The 22,796-nt window shown below is 73.8% G+C and carries 22 protein-coding genes; 10 read left to right on the top strand and 12 right to left on the bottom strand.

Features of this window, described 5'->3' with window-relative positions; translation table 11 throughout:
- Positions 1 to 215 precede the first annotated feature (215 nt).
- The 3 genes from CIK06_RS13935 (at position 216) to CIK06_RS13925 (ending at position 3,232) form a co-directional block, all read left to right on the top strand.
- Positions 216 to 1,055, top strand: a complete 840-nt coding sequence (locus CIK06_RS13935; RefSeq protein WP_095565192.1) for a DUF2637 domain-containing protein — start codon at positions 216 to 218, stop codon at positions 1,053 to 1,055.
- Positions 1,056 to 1,302: 247 nt separating this feature from the next.
- A complete protein-coding gene (locus tag CIK06_RS13930) occupies positions 1,303 to 1,995 on the top strand; it encodes a DUF6218 family protein (protein WP_095565191.1) in 693 nt (230 codons plus the stop codon).
- A 10-nt stretch (positions 1,996 to 2,005) separates the two neighbouring features.
- Positions 2,006 to 3,232 (top strand): exonuclease domain-containing protein, encoded by a 1,227-nt coding sequence (locus tag CIK06_RS13925; protein ID WP_095565190.1) that lies wholly within the window; start codon positions 2,006 to 2,008, stop codon positions 3,230 to 3,232.
- A gap of 123 nt (positions 3,233 to 3,355) precedes the next feature.
- Here the strand turns inward: CIK06_RS13925 and metH are convergent, their stop codons facing one another.
- Positions 3,356 to 6,814 (bottom strand): methionine synthase, encoded by a 3,459-nt coding sequence (gene metH / locus CIK06_RS13920; protein ID WP_369916215.1) that lies wholly within the window; start codon positions 6,812 to 6,814, stop codon positions 3,356 to 3,358.
- Positions 6,815 to 7,125: 311 nt separating this feature from the next.
- Here metH and CIK06_RS13915 point away from each other — a divergent pair, with 311 nt between their 5' ends.
- Together CIK06_RS13915 and CIK06_RS13910 are read left to right on the top strand one after the other, a co-directional pair.
- Positions 7,126 to 7,995 (top strand): PAC2 family protein, encoded by an 870-nt coding sequence (locus CIK06_RS13915; protein WP_095567811.1) that lies wholly within the window; start codon positions 7,126 to 7,128, stop codon positions 7,993 to 7,995.
- Positions 7,996 to 8,144: 149 nt separating this feature from the next.
- The gene (locus CIK06_RS13910) at positions 8,145 to 8,936 is read left to right on the top strand and encodes a GntR family transcriptional regulator (RefSeq protein WP_095565189.1); all 792 of its coding nucleotides are present in this window, start codon (positions 8,145 to 8,147) and stop codon (positions 8,934 to 8,936) included.
- Between the two features lie 37 nt (positions 8,937 to 8,973).
- Here the strand turns inward: CIK06_RS13910 and CIK06_RS13905 are convergent, their stop codons facing one another.
- Positions 8,974 to 10,068 carry a cellulose binding domain-containing protein gene (locus tag CIK06_RS13905; protein ID WP_095565188.1) on the bottom strand — a complete coding sequence of 365 codons (1,095 nt, stop codon included), beginning with the start codon at positions 10,066 to 10,068 and terminating at the stop codon, positions 8,974 to 8,976.
- Between the two features lie 302 nt (positions 10,069 to 10,370).
- Between CIK06_RS13905 and CIK06_RS13900 the strand changes: the two genes are divergently transcribed.
- The gene (locus CIK06_RS13900) at positions 10,371 to 11,378 is read left to right on the top strand and encodes a helix-turn-helix domain-containing protein (protein ID WP_095565187.1); all 1,008 of its coding nucleotides are present in this window, start codon (positions 10,371 to 10,373) and stop codon (positions 11,376 to 11,378) included.
- A gap of 23 nt (positions 11,379 to 11,401) precedes the next feature.
- Here CIK06_RS13900 and mshC read toward each other — a convergent pair whose 3' ends face one another.
- From mshC to CIK06_RS13870, 6 genes are all read right to left on the bottom strand, one after another.
- A complete protein-coding gene (gene mshC / locus CIK06_RS13895; RefSeq protein WP_095565186.1) occupies positions 11,402 to 12,640 on the bottom strand; it encodes a cysteine--1-D-myo-inosityl 2-amino-2-deoxy-alpha-D-glucopyranoside ligase in 1,239 nt (412 codons plus the stop codon).
- Between the two features lie 187 nt (positions 12,641 to 12,827).
- Positions 12,828 to 13,646: an SCO1664 family protein gene (locus tag CIK06_RS13890; RefSeq protein WP_095565185.1), complete on the bottom strand. Its 819-nt coding sequence runs from the start codon at positions 13,644 to 13,646 to the stop codon at positions 12,828 to 12,830.
- Positions 13,643 to 14,251, bottom strand: a complete 609-nt coding sequence (locus CIK06_RS13885) for a DUF3090 domain-containing protein (protein ID WP_095565184.1) — start codon at positions 14,249 to 14,251, stop codon at positions 13,643 to 13,645. Before CIK06_RS13885 ends, CIK06_RS13890 begins: the two co-directional genes overlap by 4 nt.
- Positions 14,252 to 14,396: 145 nt before the next feature.
- The gene (locus CIK06_RS13880) at positions 14,397 to 15,128 is read right to left on the bottom strand and encodes a histidine phosphatase family protein (protein WP_095567810.1); all 732 of its coding nucleotides are present in this window, start codon (positions 15,126 to 15,128) and stop codon (positions 14,397 to 14,399) included.
- Positions 15,129 to 15,220: 92 nt separating this feature from the next.
- Positions 15,221 to 16,048: an undecaprenyl-diphosphate phosphatase gene (locus CIK06_RS13875; RefSeq protein WP_095567809.1), complete on the bottom strand. Its 828-nt coding sequence runs from the start codon at positions 16,046 to 16,048 to the stop codon at positions 15,221 to 15,223.
- 29 nt (positions 16,049 to 16,077) lie between these two features.
- Positions 16,078 to 17,130: an LLM class F420-dependent oxidoreductase gene (locus tag CIK06_RS13870; RefSeq protein ID WP_095565183.1), complete on the bottom strand. Its 1,053-nt coding sequence runs from the start codon at positions 17,128 to 17,130 to the stop codon at positions 16,078 to 16,080.
- Between the two features lie 196 nt (positions 17,131 to 17,326).
- Between CIK06_RS13870 and CIK06_RS13865 the strand changes: the two genes are divergently transcribed.
- Positions 17,327 to 18,298, top strand: a complete 972-nt coding sequence (locus CIK06_RS13865; protein WP_095565182.1) for an aldo/keto reductase — start codon at positions 17,327 to 17,329, stop codon at positions 18,296 to 18,298.
- Positions 18,299 to 18,422: 124 nt separating this feature from the next.
- Positions 18,423 to 18,614, top strand: coding sequence for a DUF5703 family protein (locus CIK06_RS13860; protein ID WP_095567808.1), 192 nt, complete (start codon positions 18,423 to 18,425; stop codon positions 18,612 to 18,614).
- A 111-nt stretch (positions 18,615 to 18,725) separates the two neighbouring features.
- On the opposite strand, the gene CIK06_RS13855 is transcribed toward CIK06_RS13860, so the two are convergent.
- Entirely contained in the window at positions 18,726 to 19,394 is a 669-nt protein-coding gene (locus CIK06_RS13855) for a hypothetical protein (RefSeq protein ID WP_095565181.1), read from the bottom strand.
- A gap of 118 nt (positions 19,395 to 19,512) precedes the next feature.
- Positions 19,513 to 20,841: a M20/M25/M40 family metallo-hydrolase gene (locus CIK06_RS13850; protein WP_095565180.1), complete on the bottom strand. Its 1,329-nt coding sequence runs from the start codon at positions 20,839 to 20,841 to the stop codon at positions 19,513 to 19,515.
- An 81-nt stretch (positions 20,842 to 20,922) separates the two neighbouring features.
- Here CIK06_RS13850 and CIK06_RS13845 point away from each other — a divergent pair, with 81 nt between their 5' ends.
- Together CIK06_RS13845 and CIK06_RS13840 are read left to right on the top strand one after the other, a co-directional pair.
- Complete coding sequence (locus tag CIK06_RS13845) at positions 20,923 to 21,576, top strand: hemerythrin domain-containing protein (protein ID WP_095565179.1); 654 nt, start codon at positions 20,923 to 20,925, stop codon at positions 21,574 to 21,576.
- Between the two features lie 150 nt (positions 21,577 to 21,726).
- Positions 21,727 to 21,978, top strand: a complete 252-nt coding sequence (locus CIK06_RS13840; RefSeq protein WP_095565178.1) for a hypothetical protein — start codon at positions 21,727 to 21,729, stop codon at positions 21,976 to 21,978.
- 220 nt (positions 21,979 to 22,198) lie between these two features.
- Here CIK06_RS13840 and CIK06_RS13835 read toward each other — a convergent pair whose 3' ends face one another.
- Positions 22,199 to 22,549, bottom strand: coding sequence for a DUF3140 domain-containing protein (locus tag CIK06_RS13835; RefSeq protein ID WP_095565177.1), 351 nt, complete (start codon positions 22,547 to 22,549; stop codon positions 22,199 to 22,201).
- Positions 22,549 to 22,794, bottom strand: coding sequence for a hypothetical protein (locus tag CIK06_RS13830; protein ID WP_095565176.1), 246 nt, complete (start codon positions 22,792 to 22,794; stop codon positions 22,549 to 22,551). Before CIK06_RS13830 ends, CIK06_RS13835 begins: the two co-directional genes overlap by 1 nt.
- Positions 22,795 to 22,796 lie beyond the last annotated feature (2 nt).

Genomic DNA, 22,796 nt, shown 5'->3' with positions numbered 1-22,796 from the left:
GCCAGCCAACCCGCCGAGGACTGCCGGGTCAACCTGTTAACGGGCGGCCGGTCTCGCGTCCGCAGGGTCCCGACCAGCGGTACCGGCACACACACCGTCCGCATTGTTAACAACCGAACCATTTCAGCGGTCCCGGCCGATCGGTAAGGTCCAGATCGCCGAAACGCCGAGGCCGCCCGCCGGGCGGCCGACCAGCGTCCGAAGGAGAAGGCCAGGTGGCCCTGACGACCATCACGTCCCGCGCGGCGGCAGCCCTGGTGGCGGCCGTCGCCGGGTTCGCCTCCTACCAGCACATCTACCGGGTGGCGATCACCGCCGGCGAACACCGCTCGGTGTCCGCGGTGCTGCCCCTGGCGATCGACGGGCTGATCCTGGTCGCGACCCTGGCCATGCTCGACGACAAGCGGAACGGCCGGCTGCCCCGGATGTCCGCCCGGATCGCGCTCGCGTTCGGCATCCTGGCCACCCTCGCGGCGAACATCGCCAGCGCCCAGCCGACCACCGTCGCCCGGATGGTGGCGGCCGTGCCCGCGGTGTCGTTCATGCTCGCGGTGGAGGTGCTGGCCCGCTCCGGGAAGCCGATCCCCGCCGCGGCCGGCCAACCGGCTACGGCCGTACCGTCGGCGGCCGTGCCCTCGACCGGGCCGGCGCGGCAGCGGTCGGCGGCCAGCGAGACCGTGCGTCCCGAGACCGTGCCTCCCGAGACCGCGGGTCCGGTCCCGGCGCCGCACGGGACGGACCCGGCGCCGGCGGGCCGGCGACGGGCCGCGGAACCCGCGGCGACGAACGGCGCGCCCGGCTACCGGCCCGACGTCCGGCCGCGGCCCGCCCGCGGCCGCGGCAAGGCACCCACCGCGGCGCAGAAGGTGGCCAGCGCCGCCGCCACCCTGCCGGAGGGCACCGTGGCGCAGATCGCCGCCCACGCCGGCGTGGCGGAAAGCACCGCCCGCCGGCACCTGGCCGCCACCCCGCCGGTCCCGATCGGGGTACGCCGGGTCGGCGCCGTACCGGCGAGGGTCGCCAACGGGCATCCGGTGGGCGCAGCCGCGCCCTGACCGACCGGCCCGCGCGACGCGACCCGACGGATCGGGACCGGCCGCCGGAGCCGATCGCCGTGCGCTGCGCCCATTCCGCTGTCCGGTCGACGGCCGATGCCAATTCCCCAGAAACCCGCACCGGTCGTCGATTTCCGCCCGCCCGTCGCGGCGGTACTCCACCCGGTTCCCCGACCTCTGGTCCGTGCCGGTGATCGCTAGGGTTGCTCCCCGCGGCGATTCCCACCGACCATTGAGGAGCTTCAAGGTGGAGGTACCCGAAAACGAGCTGTCCGTACCGGTCGACTATGTGCCCGGCGCCCGCGGCCACGGCGTGCTGGCCGTCGGCGCCGACGCGGACGGCTCGGACGCGCTGGCCGTGTGGCGCCTCGGCCCGACCGGTCACGCGACCGGGGCGTGGGTGGTACGACTCGACGACGCCGGACGGGATCCCAGCCCGCTGTGCCGGATACTGGAGACCCTGCGGGACCGCTGTCTGGTCGACGGGGACGAGCGGAAATCCACCGCCGCCCTGGCCGCCATTTCGGAGTTCCTCCCGGCGTCGCTGCCGACCGCACTCCGGCGGCACACCGTCGCCGTTCCCGACCTGCTGACGGAAATTGCCGAACACCGCGCGCGCTGCGCCGACGCCGTGGAGCGGCACCGGGAAGGCACCGGTTCGAAGGTCGCCCCGCTCGCCTGGCCCACCGAACTGCCGGCGCCGCGGGACCTCGCCGAATGGACCGCCAGAGCCGGATCCGCGGCGACCTCGCCGGCCGCGGCGGCGGCGCTCGGGCTGACCGCCACCGTCGCCCGCGTCGCGCAACTGTGGCACGACACCGAGCACGCGCGATACCGCCGCAGCTACCTGCGCGGTCTGGGCGAACCGTCGCCGCTGCCGCCACAATGGCTGGCCCGGCTGCGCGCGGCCGCCGACAGTGGCCCGCTGGTCACGGCGTAGCGGGGCCGGCATGTACGCCGTGATCGATCTCGAAACCACCGGCCTGCGGACCAGTTGGCACGACCGGATCGTCGAGGTGGCCGTCGTGCACCTCGACGAGCGGGGCCTCGTGACGGACGAGTGGTGCAGCCTGGTCAACCCGGACCGCGACCTCGGGCCGCAGACCATCCACGGGATCTCCGCCGCGGAGGCCCGGCGGGCGCCCCGCTTCGAACAGCTCGCGGGGCATCTCGCCGGCCTGCTCCGCGGCCGGACCCTCGTCGCGCACAATGTGGCCTTCGACGCGCCGTTCCTCAAGGCCGAGTACCAACGGGTGGGCTTCGACGCCCCCATCGACCCGATCGCGACGCTCTGCACGATGCGGCTGGCCGCGCACTTCCTCCCGTCGGCCGGCCGCAACCTCACCGACTGCTGCCGGGTCGCCGGGCTGCCGCCGCACCGGGCACACTCCGCGCTGCACGACGCCCGCGCCGCCGCGCGGCTACTGGGTCGCTACCTCGCGATGGCCGGCAGCCCGCCGCCGTGGGCCGCGGTGAACCTGGCCGCCGCGGACCTCAGCTGGCCGCCGATCCCCACCGCCGCGGTCACCGCCGTCACCCGGCGCGATCCGGGTGAACAGGAACCGCACTTCCTGGCCCGACTGGTCGACCGGCTGCCCCGGCTGCACGAACCGCAGGGCGACGCCTATCTGGAACTGCTGGACCGCGCGCTCCTGGACCGGCACATCTCCGGCTCCGAAGCCGACGCGCTCGTCGCCACGGCCGACGAGTTCGGACTCGCCCGCGTCGACGTCGAGCACCTGCACCGCAGCTATCTGGCGAGCCTCGCGGCGATCGCGTTCGAGGACGGGATCGTCACCGCGGACGAACGGCGCGACCTTGAGGAGGTCGCCGGGCTGCTCGGCCTGGCCCGGTCCGACGTCGACGCGCAGTTGGCCGCCGCGGCGGTTCCCCGGCAGCGCCGCCGCGACAGGTGGCAGCTGCGGCAGGGCGACATCGTCGTCTTCACCGGCGCCATGGATCCTCCCCGCGGGGAGTGGGAGACCGAGGCGGAGGCGGCGGGTCTGCAGGTGGGCAACGCCGTCACGAAGAAGACGCGCCTGCTGGTCGCCGCGGACCCGGACACGATGTCGGGCAAGGCGAAGAAGGCCCGCCAGTACGGCGTGCCCGTCGTGCATCCCACCGCGTACCGGCGGCTCCTCGCCGAACTCACCGCCGGCCCGGCGCCCGAGCGCTGATCTGCGGGGCAGCGGACGACCCACGCGGGCGCCTCAGGCGTCAGTCATACGCCAGGTACCTCTACCGTGCGGTTTGAGGTACCTGGCGTATGACTGACGAGAAAGCCCGGCAGCGGTGGCCCGTCACTTGGCGTTGAAGTAGTTGGCCTCCGGGTGGTGCACCACGATGGCGTCGGTGGCCTGCTCGGGCATGAGCTGGAACTCCTCGGACAGCTGCACGCCGATCCGGTCGGCGTCCAGCAGGTCCATGATCTTGGCCCGGTCCTCCAGGTCGGGGCAGGCCGGGTAGCCGAACGCGTAGCGGCAGCCCCGGTAGTCGGTGCGCAGCAGGCCGGCCAGTTCGTCCGGGTCGTCGTCGGCCAGGGTGCGGCCGTCGGGCAGGGTCAGCTCGGCCCGGATCCGGCGGTGCCAGTACTCGGCCAGCGCCTCGGTGAGCTGCACCGACAGGCCGTGCACCTCCAGGTAGTCGCGGTACTCGTTGCCGGCGAACAGCTTCGCGGTGTACTCGCTGATCGGCTGCCCGACGGTGACCAGTTGCAGCGCCACCACGTCGAGCTTGTCGCCGCGCGGCCGGAAGAAGTCGGCCAGGCAGAGCCGGCGCTCCTGACGCTGCCGCGGGAAGGTGAACCGAGCCCGCTCGGCGTGCCCGTTCTCGTCCAGCACCACCAGGTCGTTGCCGTCGGAGTACGCCGGGAAGTAGCCGTACACCACGGCCGCCTCCAGCACCTTGTCCGCGGTGAGCCGGTCCAGCCAGTACCGCAGCCGCGGCCGACCCTGGGTCTCCACCAGTTCCTCGTACGTCGGGCCCTGCCCGCCGCGGGAGCCGCGCAGCCCCCACTGCCCGAGGAAGGTCGCCCGCTCGTCCAGCAGCGCCGCGTACTCGGCCAGCGGCAGCCCCTTGACCACCCGGGTGCCGAAGAACGGCGGCGTCGGCACGGCGGCGTCGGTGGCCACGTCCGAGCGGACCGAGGTGTCGTCGAGGCCGGGCAGCGAATCGGTGACCACGGCCCGCTGCCGCTCCCGGCGTGCCCGCCGGGCCGCCAGGGCCGCCTCGCGCTCCGGGTCGATCACCGGGGCACCACCCCGCTTGGCGGTCATCACCCGGTCCATCAGGGACAGTCCCTCGAACGCGTCCCGGGCGTAGTGCACCTGGCCGGGGAACATCGAGCGCAGGTCGTCCTCCACGTACGCCCGGGTCAGCGCCGCGCCGCCGAGCAGCACCGGCCAGCGCTCGGCCACGCCGCGCTGGACCATCTCGGCCAGGTTCTCCTTCATGATGACGGTGCTCTTGACCAGCAGCCCGGACATCCCGATGGCGTCGGCGCGGTGTTCCTCGGCGGCCTCCAGGATCGCCGAGATCGGCTGCTTGATGCCGATGTTCACGACCTCGTAGCCGTTGTTGGACAGGATGATGTCGACCAGGTTCTTGCCGATGTCGTGCACGTCGCCGCGCACGGTGGCCAGGACGATCCGGCCCTTGCCCCCGTCGTCGGCCTTCTCCATGTGCGGCTCCAGGTGAGCCACCGCGGTCTTCATCACCTCGGCGGACTGGAGCACGAACGGCAGCTGCATCTGGCCCGAGCCGAACAGCTCGCCGACCACCTTCATCCCGTCCAGCAGCAGGTCGTTGATGATCGACAGCGGGCTGCGGCCCTCGGCCATGGCGGTGTCCAGGTCCGCCTCCAGGCCGGTCCGCTCGCCGTCGACGATCCGCCGCTTGAGCCGCTCGTCCAGCGGCAGCGCCGCCAGCTCCTCCGCCCGGGTGGCCCGGGCCGAGGCGGCGTCCACCCCCTCGAACAGGTCGATGAACCGCTGCACCGGGTCGTACCCCTCGCGGCGCCGGTCGTAGATCAGGTCCAGCGCCACCTCCCGGTGGTCCTCGGGGATCCGCGACACCGGCAGGATCTTGCTGGCGTGCACGATGGCGCTGGTCAGCCCGGCCTGCTGGCATTCGTGCAGGAACACCGAGTTCAGCACCTGCCGGGCGGCCGGGTTGAGCCCGAACGACACGTTGGAGATGCCGAGGGTGAAGTTGACCCCCGGATAGCGCCGGGTGATCTCCCGGATCGCCTCGATCGTCTCGATGCCGTCGCGCCGGGTCTCCTCCTGGCCGGTGGCGATCGGGAACGTCAACGCGTCGATCAGGATGTCCGACCGGCGCATCCCCCACCGCCCGGTGAGGTCGTCGATCAGCCGGGCCGCGACGCGTACCTTCCAGTCCCTGGTCCGGGCCTGGCCCTCCTCGTCGATGAGCAGCGCGACCACCGCGGCACCGTGCTCGCGGACCACCGGCATCACCCGCGCGTAGCGCGACTCCGGCCCGTCGCCGTCCTCGAAGTTGACCGAGTTGACCACGCAGCGGCCGCCCAGCATCTCCAGACCGGCCTCGATCACCACCGGCTCGGTGGAGTCCAGCACGATCGGCAGGGTGGAGGCGGTGGCGAACCGGCCGGCCAGTTCCCGCATGTCCCGGGTGCCGTCCCGGCCCACGTAGTCCACGCACAGGTCCAGCAGGTGCGAGCCGTCCCGGGCCTGTGCCCGGGCGATCTCCACGCACGCCTGCCAGTCGCCGGCGAGCATCGCCTCGCGGAACGCCTTGGAGCCGTTGGCGTTGGTCCGCTCCCCCACCATCAGCACCGACGACTCCTGCGCGAACGGCACCGCGTGGTAGATCGACGAGACGCCGGGCTCGGGGCGCGGCTCGCGGGGCACCGGGGCGACACCGTGCATCCGCTCGGCGAGCACCCGGATGTGCTCCGGGGTGGTGCCGCAGCAGCCGCCGACCAGCGACACGCCGTAGTCGGCGACGAACCGTTCCAGCGCGTCGGCCAGCTCCAACGGGGTCAGCGGGAAGTACGCCCCGTCGGAGGTCAGCACCGGCAGGCCGGCGTTCGGCATCACCGACAGCCGGACCCGGGAGTGCCGGGCCAGGTAGCGCAGGTGCTCGCCCATCTCGGCCGGGCCGGTCGAGCAGTTGAGGCCGATCAGGTCCACCCCGAGCGGCTCGATGGCGGACAGCGCCGCGCCGATCTCGGAGCCCAGCAGCATGGTGCCGGTGGTCTCCACCGCGACGTGGCAGATCAGCGGCACCTGGCGACCCTGCTCGACCATCGCCCGCTTCGACCCGACCAGCGCGGCCTTGACCTGCAACAGGTCCTGGCAGGTCTCGACGATCAGCGCGTCCGCACCGCCGGCGATCAGCCCGGCGGCGTTCTCCAGGTACGCGTCGCGCAGCTCGGCGTACGGGCTGTGCCCGAGGGTGGGCAGCCGGGTGCCCGGACCGATCGAGCCGAGGACGTAGCGGGACCGTCCGGGCGTGGCGAACTCGTCCGCCGCCTCGCGGGCCAGCCGCGCACCGGCCTCGGACAGCTCCCGGATCCGGTGCGCGATGTCGTACTCGCCGAGGTTGGGCAGGTTGGCCCCGAAGGTGTTGGTCTCCACGCAGTCGGCGCCCGCGTCGAAGTACGCGCGGTGGATGTCCCGGACCACGTCGGGGCGCGTGACGTTGAGGATCTCGTTGCACCCCTCGAGACCGTCGAAGTCATCCAGGGTCAGGTTGGCCGCCTGCAGCATCGTCCCCATGGCGCCATCGGCGACGAGGATGCGCTCGGCGAGTTCGTCCAGCAGGGATTCCGGCACGGGTCCAGGCTAGTCCGCGAGGGTGACGAAGTCCTGGCACACCGTTCGCGGTTCCCAGATACTGTGACGCGCGTCGCGCCCGTCCGATGCGTACCTGATCATCGGCTGCCCGGACCCGGCGCGGCCAGCGGGCCGCATCGGGATCCGGCACGTAGGCTGGCGGATGTGAGGGATTTGAGGGACGCCACAACCAGGCAGATCGACCGGCAGGGCGGCCGGGGGTGCCCGCCAGCCACGGCACGTGGGGTGACCCGATGACCGAGTTCGACGGCCTGCCCGTGCTGCGCTCGCCGGTGGCCATCGCCGCGTTCGAGGGCTGGAACGACGCCGCGGACGCCTCCACCGCCGCCGTCGAGCACCTGGAGCAGGTCTGGCAGGCGCGGCAGATCACCGAGCTGGACCCGGAGGAATTCTACGACTTCCAGGTCAGCCGGCCCGTGATCACGATGGCCGAGGGCGAGACGCGGCGGGTGGAGTGGCCGACCACCCGGTTCATGGTGGCCAGCCCCGAGGGCACCGACCGGGACGTGGTGCTGATCCGCGGCATCGAGCCCAGCATGCGCTGGCGGACGTTCTGCGAGCAGGTGCTGGAGCTGTGTCACAGCCTGGAGGTCAACCGGGTGGTGCTGCTCGGCGCGCTGCTGGCGGACGTGCCGTACACCCGGCCGCTGCCGATCAGCGGCAGCGCGTCGGACCGGGACGCGGCCGAGCGCTACCAGCTCATCCCGACCCGGTACGACGGTCCGACCGGGATCGTCGGGGTGCTGCACGACGCCTGCGCCCGGGCCGAGGTGGACGCGCTGTCGTTCTGGGTGCACGTGCCGCACTACGCCAACAACCCCCCGTGCCCCAAGGCCACCCAGGCGCTGCTGCACCGGGTCGAGGAGGTGCTCGACCTGCCGGTGCCGATGGCCGACCTGGCCGAGGAGGCCGCCGAGTGGGAGCAGCGGGTCCGGGCCGCCGCCGAGCAGGACGCCGAGTTGGGTGAGTACGTCCGGGAGCTGGAGGAACGGGTCGGCGACGCCGGCATCCAGCCGCTCACCGGGGACGAGATCGCCCAGGAGTTCGAGAAGTATCTGCGCCGCCGGGGCGGCTCGGCCGGCCCCACCGCCGGCTCCTGGTGAACCGGTAGGGCCCACCGGCCACCGACGCAAGGACGGGGCCGGTGGGCCGCGCCCGCTTGACGGCGGGCACACCGCGTAGGGCATCCTAGGAACCTAGCTGTCAGCGCGACCGCGCGGCGGCGGGCCGACCGGCCCAGGGAGGTGCGCAGATGCAGATCAATCCGGGAGCCGCCGAGTTCCCGCACCGGCAGATCGCCGCCCACATCACCGCGCGGATCCGGCAGGGCGACTGGGCGGCCGGGGAACGGCTGCCGTCCATCCCGGCCATCGCCGAGATGTTCGGGGTCGCGAAGCAGACCGTGCAACGCGCCATCGACCAGTTGCGGGTGGAGGGCGTGCTGATCACGAAGCCGGGCTCCGGGACGTACGTGCGGGGCACCCGGCGGCGACTCAACCGGCTCTCCCGGGGCCGGTACGGCGGGTTCCGCGGCTACCACGCGGACCTGGCGGCCCGGTACCGGCAGCAGCTCACCGAGGTCGGCCGGGCGGCCGCGCCACCGGAGGTGGCGGACGCCTTCGGGGTGGCCGACGGCACCGAGCTGGTGGTCCGGCGGCACCTGGTCCGCACCGAGGACTCGCCGGTGGAGATCGGCGCGTCGTGGTTCCGGGTCGCCGACGCGCAGGGCACCTCACTGGAGCGGGCCGAGGCGTTCGGCCGGCCGCTCTACCAGGAGGCGGAGGAGGAGATCGGCCGCCGGTACGTCACGGCCACCGACACGATCAGCGCCCGGCAGCCCAGCCGCGACGAGGCCGAGCAGCTCCAGATCCGGCCCGACACGCCCGTGCTGCACCTGCTGCACGTCGCGTACGACGAGGCGCGCCGGCCCATCGAGGTGGCCCAGGCGACGTGGCCCGGCCCGATGACCACGCTGACCGAGGAGTACCGGGTGCCCGGCCCGGCGGCCGAGCCCGATCCCGACCCCGGTCTCGTGCTCGGCTGACGGCCGCCCGCCGCGCGGGCGGCCGTCAGCCGGGCGCTCAGCGGGCGGTGCAGGTGGGTGTCATCCCACCCCCACTACCAACCCCCTGGAACCCGAACTCCGTGTACTGACCCGCAGCAATCGAACCGTTGTAACTCACATTCGTGAACTGCACCGTCCCACTACTACCACTACGATCCGCATTCCACGCATTCGTCACACTCGCCCCCGACGGCAACGTCATCGTCACCGTCCACCCACTCACCGCAGCCGACCCCGCCGTCACCCGCACCGTGGCCACAAAACCACCCGTCCACGAATTCAACGACACCGACGCCGAACACCCCACCGACGGCGGCACCGTCGTCGGCGGAACAGTCGACGGAGGAACAGTCGTCGGCGGCGCCGTCGTGGGCGGAACAGTCGTGGGCGGAGCCGTGGTCGGCGGCGTGCCGTTGCTGAGGCTGCCGGGCACCGAGAGCAGCGAGCTGTACCAGACGTTCGCCATCTTGCCGTAGCCGACCGCGTTGGGGTGCACCCCGTCGGCCAGGTCGGCGGTGGTCAGCGCGCTGTACATCTCCACCAGGTGCACGTGCTTGCCGGCGCTGGCCTTGCTCTGCACGATCCCCGGGATCTGGGCGTTGTACGCCCGCACGACCGAGTCGGAGAAGCCCAGCGGAATGATCGTCGCCACGAACAACTCGGTGTTGGGCGACTGCGCGGTGATGTGGTCGATCAGCGTGGACAGTCGCGCCGGGGCGCCGGCCGGGTCGCTGCCGTAGATGTCGTTGGTGCCGATGTGCAGCAGGATGGTCCGCGGGTTGTACGTGCGCAGCCAGTTCACGACGTTCGCGTCGATCTGCGCGATCGTCCAGCCCGAGTGTCCCTCGTGGTCGTGGTCGCCGAGGTTGGCCGGGCCGTTGGAGAGGGAGCCGACGAAGTCGACCGTGTACCCGCCGGCCACGAGCTTCTGCCAGAGATCGATCCGGTATCCGCCGGGTACCGTGAGACCGTCGGTGATGGAGTCGCCGAGCGGCATCACCCGGACGCCGCCGTTCGATTCGGCGTTGGCCGTACCGAGCCCGAAAACGGTGGCGGCGACGACGGCCAGCGCGGCGGTCGCGCCGGCCAACAGGCGCCTTCTGTTGATCATAGGAAGTCCTTCTGTGAATCGTGCCCCTCCGGCTGCCGGTCCGGAGGCGTGGGCAGGGCGCAATGCAATTACCAGCTTCTATCTTTCGGGCGCCACGGCGGTACCGCCATCCGCCGGAAAACTCCCGCCACTTGGCGCACGACGAGCACCGCCCACCGTGCGGCGCCGCCGACCGCGTTGCCGGACCCACTCACATCGATGAGTATTACTTCCTAGCACATGATCGAGACCGCGGAGCGCCACGGCGGCGCGCGGCCGCCGGCCACGGGGGCAGGCAACCCGGCAAGGAACACGGTGATCTCATGAAGGATCTCGCCCGCCGGCTCGCCGCCCTCGATCCCGACGCGGGCGCGGCGCTTCGGGTCATCGCCCGGTTCGACCAGCTGACCCATGCGCACGCCGGCCTGCCGGCGATCGTGCGGGAGGCCGCCACCCTGGCCGGCTGCCCGGCCCGGCTGGTCGACGCGGGCGGCCGCCTCTCGGTACGCGTCGAACCCGGCGGCGCCGCCCGGCCGGTGGCCGGACTGGCCGATCCGGCCTGGCCGTCCGCGCCCGTCCCCGGCGCCCACGGCGCGGCGATCTGGCTGGAGTGCGCCGAACCCGCGGACCTCGTCGCCGCGACGGTGCTGGACCGCGCGGTGGTCGCGGCGGCCACCGCGCTGCGCGACACCGAGGGTGGCGGCGGGCCGGCCGTACCCGACGAATCCGGCTGGGTCGACCTCGTCACCGACGCCGCGGTGCCCGAACCGGACCGGATGCACGCCGCCCGCCGGCTGGGTCTGCTGCCCACCGCGCCGGCCCGGGCCGTGGCCGTGTACGGCGCCGCGCCCCACGTGGAGCCGGTCCCGCCGCCCGACCCGACGCCGTACCGGACGCAGCGGGCCGGCCTCGGACCCGCGGTACCGGTCTGCGAGCTGCCCTCGTCCTGGGCCGCCGCCCGGGTCGCCCTGCGGTTCACCGCCGCGGGGTCACCGCTGGATCCCGGCCCGCGGACCGTCGCCTACGACGAGTTGGGCGGGCTGGCCCTGCTGGCCGCCGCGGTCGGCCCGGCCACCAGCCGGCCACCCGACGTCCACGCGCTCGCCGAGGTCGCCGCGGGCGCACCCTGGGCGTTGACCACCCTCACCGCGCTCGTCGAGACCGACAGCCTGCGCACCGCGGCGGCCACCCTGCCGGTGCACCATTCGACGCTGCGGTACCGGCTCGCGATGATCGAACGCCAGCTCGGCTGGACGGTACGCGATCCGAAGGGCCGGCTGCGCCTGCACCTGGCCCTCGTGCTGCGCCGGCTGCACCAGAATCCGGTCTGATCCGGGGCCGCGCGGCGCGGGTGTCAGAGCCGGACGCCGAGCAGCGCGTCCACGGTCGCGGCCATCAGCGCGGGAGCGTCCGCGTCGGTGCCCTCGCCGGCCACCGCGGCCGCCGCCCAGGCGTCCACCAGGGCCAGCACGGCGGGGGTGTCCAGGTCGTCGGCGAGCCGCTCGCGTACCCCGGCCAGCAGCTCGCCGGCGGACGGGCCGGCGGGCGCGGCGGCGGCCGAGCGCCAGCGGGTTAGCCGGCCCTGCGCGGTGGCCAGCACCTCGTCGGTCCACGCCCGGTCGTCGCGGTAGTGCCCGGCCAGCAGGCCCAGCCGGATGGCCATCGGATCGACCCGGTCGGCCCGCAGCCGGGACACGAAGACGAGGTTGCCCCGGGACTTGGACATCTTCTCGCCGTCCAGCCCGATCATGCCGGCGTGCGCGTAGTGCCGCGCGAACGGCAGCGCCCCGGTGAGCCGCTCGGCGTGCGCCGCCGAACACTCGTGGTGCGGGAAGATCAGGTCGTTGCCGCCGCCCTGGACGTCGATCGTGGCGCCCAGCAGGTTGAGCGCGATGGTGGCGCACTCGATGTGCCAGCCCGGCCGGCCCGGACCCAGCTCACCGCCGGGCCAGGAGGGTTCGTCGGGGCGGGCGCCGCGCCACAGCAGCGGGTCGAGCCGGTCCCGCTTGCCGGCCCGGTCCGGGTCACCGCCCCGCTCGGCGAAGAGTTCCAGCATCTGCGCCCGGTCGAGGTTCGACTCCGCGCCCCACCGCGGCGCGGCGGCGACGTCGAAGTACACGTCGCCGGTGCCGTCCTCCAACCGGTACGCCGCGCCGTCCTTGAGCAGCAGCAGCACCTTGTCGGCGATGTCCGGGATCGACTCCACCGCGCCCACGTAGTGCGTCGGCGGGATGATCCGCAGCGCCTCCATGTCCTCCCGGAACAGGGCCGTCTCGCGCATCGCCAGGACCACCCAGTCCTCGTGGTCGCGCTGCGCCCGCTCCAGCAGCGGATCGTCGATGTCGGTGACGTTCTGCACGTACGTCACGGGCAGCCCGGCGTCCCGCCACATCCGCTGGACGAGGTCGAAGGCGATCATCGTGGCGGCGTGGCCGAGGTGGGTGGCGTCGTACGGCGTGATGCCGCAGACGTACAGCGTGGCCGCGCCCGGCGGGCGGGTGGGGTGCACACCGCGGCGCGCCGAGTCGTACAACGCGAGCGGCCGGCCGGCCCCCGGCAGCCGCGGCAGCTCATGTCCCGCCCAAGATTCCATACCGCCAGCCTAGCGATCGTTCGATGGCAGCCCACAACGGCGAGCATGCTGTGATCCGGACGACAGCACACCGTCCGGACGGGCCGCCGGGCGCAGCCAGACGCACGCCGGGCCACGGCGCCCCGGGCGGGCCGGCCGGGGCGATCGGCGGACCGGGCTGATTGGCGGAGCGGGCGGACCGGGTCGCTCAGATCGGCGGCCAGGGCACCGCCGGCCAGTCCTCGGAGGGGCGGGGAAAGCGGCTGTGGGCGCGCAGCCGCCGCACCCGGGCGACGGTGGCGGCCACCTCGGCCCGGGTCAGATGCTCGGCCAGCTCCGCGCCGAGCGCCCCGGCCAGGTCCTCGGCCAGCCGGGCCAGCACCTCGACCGCGTCCTCCGGCAGGGCGCGGCGGGACCAGCCCCACAGCACCGTGCGCAGCTTGTCCTCGACGTGGAAGCTCACCCCGTGGTCGACGCCGTAGATCCGGTCGTCCGGGCCGTGCAGCACGTGCGCGCCCTTGCGGTCGGCGTTGTTGATCACCGCGTCGAAGATCGCCAGGCGGGCCAGCCGGGGATCGTCGGCGTGCGCCAGCGCGTACGGCAGGCCGTCCTCGTCCTGCGCCGCGGCGACCCGGAACCACCGGGGCGGCAGGCTGGCCGCGGGCACGAACCCGACCAGCGGCTCCACGTCGTCCGGTTCGTCGATCCAGAGCTGGCAGGCGCCCGGCCCGAACGGGCCGTCCCGCAGCACCGTGGGCGGCACCACGTCCCAGCCGGTCGCCCGGGAGACGAGGTACGCGCCGACCTCCCGGCCCGCGAGGGTGCCGTCCGGAAAGTCCCAGAGCGGCCGCTCCCCCGCCACCGGCTTGTAGACGCACCGGGCCACCACGTCGTCGAGGGTGATGACGCCGCGCAGCGTCGTGTTCGACGCGTCGGCGAGCCGGCCCTCCAGCTCGACCTCGCCCTCGCGCAACAGCCGCAGGGCGACCTCCTCCGTCAACACCGGTCGCAGGTCCGCAGAGGTCACCGGTGGTAGCCGTTGTTCCGGGGGCAGAGATGGCCCGCCGGATCGAGCGGCTGGCCGCACAGCGGGCAGGGCGGCCGGCCGGCCGCCACCACCCGGCGGGCGCGGTCGATGAACTCCCGGGCCGCCTCCGGGGTCAGCCGCACCCGCAGCCGGTCGAGGTCCGGATCCGGCTCCTCCTCGTCGATGGCGTCCTCGCCGACCGCGTCCGGCTCGGCGGCCAGCTCGGCCTCGGCACCGGCGAGTTCGATCTCCGCCTCCGCCTCGCCGGCCGCGATCGCCTCGATCACCACGGTGGCGGTGTCGACGTCGAACGCCAGTCCCAGCGTGCCGACCCGGAACTCCTCGTCCACCGGGGTGTCCAGCGGCTCGTTGTCGGTGGTGGCCGCCGGCGGCTCCGGCAGCTTGATGCCGAACCTCCGGTTCGCCTCGCTGAGCAGTTCCTCAAGCTTCTCGGCCAGCAGCGACACCTGGACCTTCTCCAGCGCCACACTGACCACGCGGCCACCACCGCGGGCCTGCAGAAAGAACGTCCGCTCCCCCGGCGGACCCACGGTCCCGGCGACGAACCGCTCGGGCGGCTCGAAGGCATGCACCTGGTGGGTCATACAGAAACCCTAGCCGGCCCGCCCCCGCGCCGCGCGACGCACCTCGGCGATTCGCCACGGCCCAGGTCAGGGCCCTGCCACCGGTCCGGGCCGGCCTTGCGGTCCGTGTCGCCGGGCGGGACCACGGGGGCGGGCCGCCCTCCGGTCAGCCGACCTGGGCCGCGCCCGCGTCCGCGCTGCCGGCACCGCCGCCCACCGGCGCGTCGGAGTCGGCCGCCCGGGACCGGCGCCGCCGGGTCTTCTTCGGGACGACCAGCCCGGCCAGGTCCCCGCCGGTGTCGTTCAGCCGGAGCACGAACGGACGGGTCGGGGTGTACCGGATGGCGGTGACCGAGGCCGGATCGGCCACGACCCGCTGGAACAGGTCCAGGTGCAGGCCGAGCGCATCCGCGACAATGGCCTTGATCACATCGCCGTGGCTGCACGCCAGCCAGAGCGCCTCCGGCCCGTGCTCGGCGGTCAGCCGGGCGTCCCAGGAGCGCACCGCGCCGACCGCGCGGCGCGCCATCTCGGCCATCGCCTCGCCGCCGGGAAACACCGCCGCGCTGGGATGCTGCTGGACCACCGGCCACAGTGGATCCTTGGCCAGCGTCTTCAGCGGCTGGCCCTCCCAGGCGCCGTACCCGCACTCGATCAGGCCGTCCTCGACGGTCTGATCGACCCCGGGCAGCGCCAGGTCGAGGGTCTGCCGGCAGCGCGCCAGCGGGCTGGTCACCACCGCGGCCAGCGGCAGGCCGGCCAGCCGGGCACCGACCGCGAGCGCCTGCGCCCGCCCGATCCCGTCCAACTCGACCGGCCGCCGCCCGGCCAGCCCGCCCTCGGCGTTCGCGGTGGTCCGGCCGTGCCGGAGGAGCAGTACTGTCGCCACGATCGCCAGCCTACGGAGCCGCCCGGCCGGCATTCCGGGCACCTCGCACTTCGGGCACCTCCGGCCAGTCCCGGCGCCGGCGGTGCCGGGACGACGGCCCGTCAGGTGGCGGCGATCGTCCCGGTCATCAGCAGGGCCAGCACGAGGCTGCCCAGCGCCACCCGGTAGAGCACGAACAGGTACAGGGTGTGATGCGACACATAGCGCAGCAGCCAGGCGATCGAGGCGTACCCCACACCGAACGCGATCACGGTGGCCACCACCATCTGCGCCCCGGACGGGTGATGCCCGCTGGAGTCGAACACGTCCGGCAGGCTGAACAGGCCGGAGATCAGCACCGCGGGGATGGCCAGCAGGAAGGAGTACCGGGCGGCCACCTCGCGGGTGAGGTTGAGGAACAGGCCGGCGGTCAGCGTGCCGCCGGAGCGGGACACCCCGGGAATCAGCGCCATCGCCTGCGCGAAGCCCATCACGATGGCATCCCGCATGGTGAAGTTCTTGATCGTCCGGGTCTGCCGGCCCCAGAACTCGGCGAACGCCAGGATGAACGCGAAGACGATCAACACGGTCGCCACCAGCCACAGGTTCCGGGCGGCCGTGCGGATGTCGTCCTTGAACAGCAGCCCGAAGATGCCGATCGGGATGGTGCCGACGATGACGTACCAGGCCATCCGGTAGTCGAGGCTGGAGCGCACCGAGCGGTCCCAGATCCCCACCACCCAGGTACGGGTGATCCGCCAGATGTCCTTGGCGAAGTAGACGAGCACCGCCGCCTCGGTGCCCAACTGGGTGACGGCGGTGAACGAGGCGCCCGCGTCCTGCCTGAAGAAGATCGCCGAGGTGATCCGCAGGTGCGCCGAGGAGCTGATCGGCAGGAACTCGGTGAGCCCCTGCACGAGGCCCAGCACGATCACCTCGACCCACCCCATCGGCGTGTCGGCGCCGACCGGCGTGGGGTTCACTCGCCGACCCCGGACAGTTCCAGCGCCTGGGCACAGTTGCGCAGCGTCTCCACGCCGCTTTCCCGGTCGGCCGCGAACAGCGTCACCGACAGGGTGGTCACGCCGGATTCCGCGTACGTGCGCATCCGCTCGGCGATCCGCTCCACCGGCCCGAGCAGCGACGTACGGTCGATGAACTCCAGCGGTACGGCCGCCGCGGCGTCCCGGTGCTGCTTGGACAGATAGAGATCCTGCACCTCTCGGGCGGCGTCGCCGTAACCCATCCGGGTGGCCAGCTCGGTGTAGAAGTTCTTCTCCCGGCTGCCCATCCCGCCCACGTAGAGCGCGGCGTACCAGCGGACCAGTTCGGCGCAGTTGGCCACGTCGTCGCCGACCACCACCGGGACGCTGGGCACCACGTCGAACCCGGCCAGGTCGCGGCCGGCCCGGGCCCGTCCGGCGGCCACCGCCGCGAGCTGCTCGGCCGCGAAGTCCGGCGCGTAGAAGATCGCCAGCCAGCCGTCGGCGATCTCGCCGGCCAGTTCCAGGTTCTTCGGGCCGACCGCCGCCAGGTAGATCGGGATGTGCTCGCGGGGCGGATGGAAGCCCAGCCGCAGCGCCTTGCCGGGTCCGTCGGGCAGCGGCAGCGTGTAGTGCTCGCCCGCGTACTCGACCTGCTTGCGGGCCACCGCGAGCTTGACGATGTCGACGTACTCCCGGGTCCGCTGCAACGGCCGGGCGAACCGCACCCCGTGCCAGCCCTCGGAGACCTGCGGCCCGGACACGCCCAGGCCGAGCCGGAACCGGCCGCCGGAGAGCGCGTCGATGGTGGTGGCGGTCATCGCGGTCATCGCCGGGGTCCGGCCCGGGATCTGCATCACCGCCGAGCCCACGTCGATCCGCTCGGTCTGCCCGGCCAGCCACGCGAGCATGCTGGGCGAGTCGGAGCCGTACGCCTCGGCGGCCCACACCACCGCGTAACCGAGCCGGTCGGCCTCCTGGGCCAGGGCGAGGTGGTCGGCCGGCGTACTCCAGGCCGTCTGATATCCGAGGCTGAGCCCGAGTCGCACTGGTCCTCCCCATCCGCGAGGAGCACCAGGGTACGCAATGCACCCCCCGGACCCGATCACCGGCTCGCCCGGACCGCCCGAGCGGATCGTGACGGCGCCGGAAGGTTACGGCGTCCGAGCGTCGGATCCGCGACGATGCCCAGTTCGGCGGGTACGAGGATATCGGCCGGTGGAGAAGCAGAATACAGTTCTGCTCATGCAGCAGCGACCGCTCGGCCGAAGCGGGCTGGCGGTCTCCCGGCTCGCGCTCGGCACCATGACCTGGGGTCGGGACACCGACGCGGACGACGCTGCCGCTCAACTGAAAAGCTACCTGGACGCCGGCGGCAACCTTGTCGACACCGCCGACGTGTACGGCGACGGCGACGCCGAGGCGGTCATCGGGTCGCTGCTGGGCACCCTGGTCGACCGGGACGACCTGCTGATCGCCACCAAGGCCGGGCTGCGCCCGGGCGCCGGGCGCCGCCGGGACAACTCCCGGGGTCACCTGCTGCGGACCCTGGACGCGTCGCTGCGCCGGCTCGGCACCGACCACGTGGACCTGTGGCAGGTGCACGGCTACGACCCGGGCACCCCGCTGGAGGAGACCCTCGGCGCGCTGGATCACGCGGTGGCCAGCGGGCGGGTCCGGTACGTCGGGGTGTCCAACTTCTCCGGCTGGCAGACCGCCCGGGCCGCCAGCTGGCAGGCCGCGTTTCCCGGGCGGGCGCCGGTGGTGGCCACCCAGGTGGAGTACTCGCTGCTGGAGCGCGGCATCGAACGGGAGGTGCTGCCGGCCTGCGCCGCGCTCGGGCTCGGCGTGCTGCCCTGGTCGCCGCTGGGTCGGGGGGTGCTGACCGGCAAGTACCGGCACGGCCGCCCGGCCGACTCGCGGGCCGCCTCGCCGCACTACGAGCCGTTCGTGGCCCGCTACCTGGAGCCGCGCTGTTCCAGCATCGTCGAGGCGGTGGCCACCGCGGCCGGCGGCCTCGGCGTCTCGCCGCTGGAGGTGGCGCTGGCCTGGGTCCGGGACCGGCCCGGGGTGGTGGCGCCGATCCTCGGCGCCCGGACCATCGGCCAACTGCTCGGTGGGTTGCAGGTGGAGCGGATCACCCTGCCCGAGGAGATCAGCCGGGCGCTGGACGACGTGTCGTCGGTGCCGGTGGGCTATCCCGAGCGGGACGGCTGACCCGACCGGCGGGGTGGGTCCCGGTACCGGCCCGCCGCCGCCCGGCCGGGGCTGCGGCCGGCCGTCACCGACGGTGAACTGCCCGGGGTGGTGCCGGCCGGAACGGCTGGGCAGGATGGACCGCATGGACTACGAATACGCGCCGCTGCGGTTACCGCCGAACGTCGACCGGGTGACCGCCACGGCGCAGCTGGCGATCCAGGCCGAGTTCTCGGGGTGGGAGCTGGCCCGGGTACGGCTCTACCCGGACGGCACCCGTCAGGTGATGCTCCGGCGCCGGGTGGCCAACCCCACCCAGCCCGGCCTGTCGTACTGAAACCGCCCGCCACCGCAACGGTGGCGGCACCCGCGGGTGCCGGTCGCGGACCCGCGGCGATGCCGGCCGGACGGGGTACGCCCGGCGGCACCGCGCGCACGGGCCGGGCGCTCAGCGCGCCGGCTCGTCCTCGTGATCGTCCTCCGGCAGGAACGGGTGCTCGTCGAGCCGGCCCACCAGCCGATCGGTGGGTCCCGGCCGGAACGGGCCGTCGCCGTCGTCGTCGGGGAACGCCGCGACGTCGAGCGCCGTGTCCACCTCGCTGACCATCACGACCCCGTCCAGCGGATCCAGCTCGGGGATGTCCAGCGCGGCGAGCGAGCCGTCGCCGGCCTGGAGCAGTTCGAGCACGGCCTCGCCGACCGTCTCGACCGGGTCGCCCTCGTCGCCCTCCGGCATCCCGGCCCGGCGGGCCGCCTGCGCCACCCGCAGCAGCGCCCCGACGCTGGGCACCTGGAAGTCCCGGCGCTGGCGCACCGAGAGAACCGCGGGGTGCGGATCGGCGGCCTCGGTCCCGTCGACACCGCCGAGACCCACCCCGAACCGTTCGTCCGCCTCGTTCGGGTCGATCGACTCGACGTCCCAGGGCGTCACCTCACCGTACGCGTCGAGCAACCGCTCGTCGTACTCGTAGGAGGCGTTGTTGAGGGCGACGTACGCCTGCCAGACGTCGTCGTCGTCGACCCGTCCCTCGGCGGTCTTGACGGCGGCCAGATGGGCCCGCGCGGCCTCGATGACCCGCTCAAGCGCGGCATCCAGGTCGGCGTGCTGGTCGGTCATGGCGGTGGGTGTCCCTTCGACAGGTGAACGGATGGCGCGCGGTGGCGCGGACGGGGGGGGTCGGCCGGACGGTCGTGCCGGCGGTCGTGGACGGCGGGGGTTCGATCCGCGAGGCAGGTCAGCAGGCCCGCAGGAACCGGTCGAGCACCCGCACGCCGAACTGTAGTCCGTCCACCGGTACCCGCTCGTCAATGCCGTGGAACAGCGACGAAAAGTTCAGGTCGGCCGGCAGCCGCAGCGGCGCGAATCCGAAGCAGCGGATGCCCAGCCGGCGCCACGCCTTCGCGTCGGTGCCGCCGGAGAGCATGTACGGCACCGCCCGCGCGCCGGTGTCCTCGGCGCGCAGCGCGGCGGCCATCGCGTCGACCAGTTCGCCGTCGAAGGTGGTCTCCAGCGCGTCCTGCCGCTGGATGTGCTCGATCTCGATGTCCGGGCCGATCAGCTCGCGCAACTGCTCCAGCAGCAGCTCGCCCTGGCCCGGCAGGCTCCGGCAGTCGATCGTGGCGGTGGCCCGGCCGGGGATGACGTTGTCCTTGTACCCGGCCGCCAGCCGGGTCGGGTTGGCGGTGTTGCGGATCGTGGCGCCGATGATCGTGGCGATCGGTCCGAGCTTGGCGATCGCCGTCTGCGGGTCGTCCGGGTCCAGCTCCACCCCCAGCGCGTCGGACACCTGTTCCAGGAAGGCCCGCACGGTCGGGGTCACCACCACCGGGAAGCGGTGCCGGCCGATCCGGGCCACCGCTTCGGCCAGCGCCGTCACCGCGTTGTCGTCGTGCACGAACGAGCCGTGCCCGGGACGCCCCCGGGTGTGCAGGCGCAGCCAGTCGATGCCCTTCTCGGCCGTCTCGATCAGGTAGAGCCGCAGGTCGTCGCTGACCGTGTAGGAGAACCCGCCCACCTCGCCGATCGCCTCGGTGCAGCCGTCGAACTCCGCGGCGTGCCGGTTGACCAGGAAGTGCGCGCCGTAGTCGCTGCCGGCCTCCTCGTCCGCGGTGTACGCCAGCACGATGTCCCGGTCCGGGCGCACGCCGGTGCGCCGCCAGTGCCGGACCACCGCGAGCACCATCGCGTCGAAGTCCTTCATGTCGATGGCTCCCCGACCCCACAGGTAGCCGTCGCGCAGCTCGCCGGCGAACGGGTGCACCGACCACTCGGCCGGATCCGCCGGCACCACGTCGAGGTGCCCGTGCACCAGCAGCGCGCCGCGGGACGGGTCGGCACCCTCGATCCGGGCCAGCACGCTCGCCCGGCCCGGCGCCGACTCGTGGATGCGGCTGTCCACGCCCACCTCGGCGAGCTTCTCGGCGACGTACTCCGCCGCCCGCCGCTCGCCGGCGCAGGTGTCGTTGTCGCCCGTGTTCGTGGTGTCGATCCGCAGCAGATCGCGGCAGAGGTCGACGACCTCGCCGTCGACGGGCGGCACGGCGGGTTCCGGGGAGCTGGTCATGCCTCTTCATACCAGTCGCGGTTTCGCGCCGTCCGCCAGCGGGTACCGCCGCTGCCATCCATCGCGGAAAGGAAGCGTCCGATGAGCGCCGTTCCCCTACCACCGTTGCCCCCGGACACCGGGGGACCGGCGGACGGTTACCGCCCCGGCGGGCGCAACATGGTGGACCTGCTCGCCGCCGACCACCACCGGATCGACGCCCTGTGCGTCGAGCTGACCGACGAGAGCACCGACCCGGACCGGCGGCACGCCGTGGCCGAGGTGCTCACGGCCACCGTGGTCCGGCACCTGTCCGCCGAGGAGCAGTACCTCTACCCCACCGTGCGGCTGGCCCTGCCGGACGGCCCGGACCTGGCCGACCGGGAGGTCGCCGCCGACATCGCGCTGCTGGCCGCGCTGAAGGCGCTGACCGCGGCCGATCCGCGGGACGAGGCGTACCCGGGGCAGGCCCGCCGGGTGGCCGGGATGCTGCGCCGGCACGCGACGGCCGCGGCCACCGAGCTGTTTCCGCCGCTGCGGGCGCTGGCCACCGACGCCGAGCTGATCCGGCTGGGCAACCGGGTGGAGATCGCCCAGGAGGCGGCGCCGACCCGGCCGCACCCGGCCACCCCGGCCACCCCGCCGTGGAACCGGGTGGTCGACCCGGCGGTGGGCGTGCTGGACAAGGTCCGCGACGCGATCGGCCGCCGGCAGACGTACGTGGAGGACCTGCGGCCGCGCGGCGGGGCGAGCTGAGCCCGCGGCGCTCCGGCCTGGGCGCCCGCGGCGGCCCGGGCGCCTGAGGCGCCTGAGGCGCGACGGACGCTCAAGGCGCGGCGGTCGGGCCGGGCGCACGCCGGGGCCGGTGACCGGTGCGAATCGCGCCGGGCCGGGTACCCGGGCGGCATGACCGATCTGTATCCAGCGGACGACCCGGACGGCCGCGACGACCTGGCGGTGCTCCGCCGGGCGGCCGACGCGCACGCCGCGGCCTGCGACGACGTGGCGGCGTTCCTGCGGCGGGTCCCGGTGCTGCCCGAACCGTCCGACATCGCGGAGTACGGCAACCTGCTCGCCCGGGAGGAGGACCTGCGGGCGGTCCGGCAGGACGCAGCCGAGGCGGCCGGGCTCTTCCTGCCCAGCGTCGATTCGCGGTAGCCGTCGATTCGCGGTGGCCGTGGACCCGGCCCCGGGCGCCGCGGGCCGGCGTCCGGGCGGTCGGCCGCGCTAGGGCGGGTCGGCCGCGGCGGGTCAGCCGCGGCGGGTCGGCCGCGCTCGGGCGGGTCGGCCGCGCTCGGGCGGTCGGCCGCGCTCGGGCGGTCGGCCGCGCTCGGGCGGTCGGCCGCGCTCGGGCGGTCGGCCGCGCTCGGGCGGTGGGTCAGCGCTCGGCGAGCGGGTCGTGACCCAGGTCGAGCAGGTCGTGCCGCCACTGCTCGTCGGTCGCCCCGAGCGCCGGACGGGCGTCCAGCAGCCGGTTCACCTGCGCGACCGTGTCCCGCATGGTGACCACGTCGCCCGGGGTGAGGTCCACCTTCCGCTTGCGCTTGATGGCCAGGATCGTGCGGCCCGGTTCGGGCAGGTCCAGCCCGGGGTCGGCACCGAAGGCGTCCTCACCCGAGCCCTGGGTCAGCAGCCAGCTGCGCAACCGGTCCGAGGAGACGTTGACGCGGTCGTGGAAGTCCTGCCAGAGCTGCTCGACCTCCGGGTCCAGCCGCTGCTCCCGGGCCATCAGGGTGCTCCTTCCGCGGTCCGCGGCGCCGCCGCATCGGCCGGCGCCGCCGTACCCGCCGCGGGGCCGTCCGCCACCGCCTCGTCCGCCACCGCCTCGTCGGGCGCGGCCTCGTCGGGCGCGGCCTCGTCGGGCGCCGGCGGCCGGTCGGCGTCCCGGCGGGTACGCCGGGGGTTGGCCGTCGGCGTGTGCAGCACGGCGTCCGTCTTCGGGGTCTTCTCGCGCTCCTCCTCGGGCTCGGTCACCG

It is taken from the genome of Plantactinospora sp. KBS50 (assembly GCF_002285795.1).
Lineage (GTDB): Bacteria > Actinomycetota > Actinomycetes > Mycobacteriales > Micromonosporaceae > KBS50.
The sequence above is the reverse complement of the archived record's forward strand: the minus strand, read 5'-3'. Positions and strand labels throughout refer to the sequence as shown.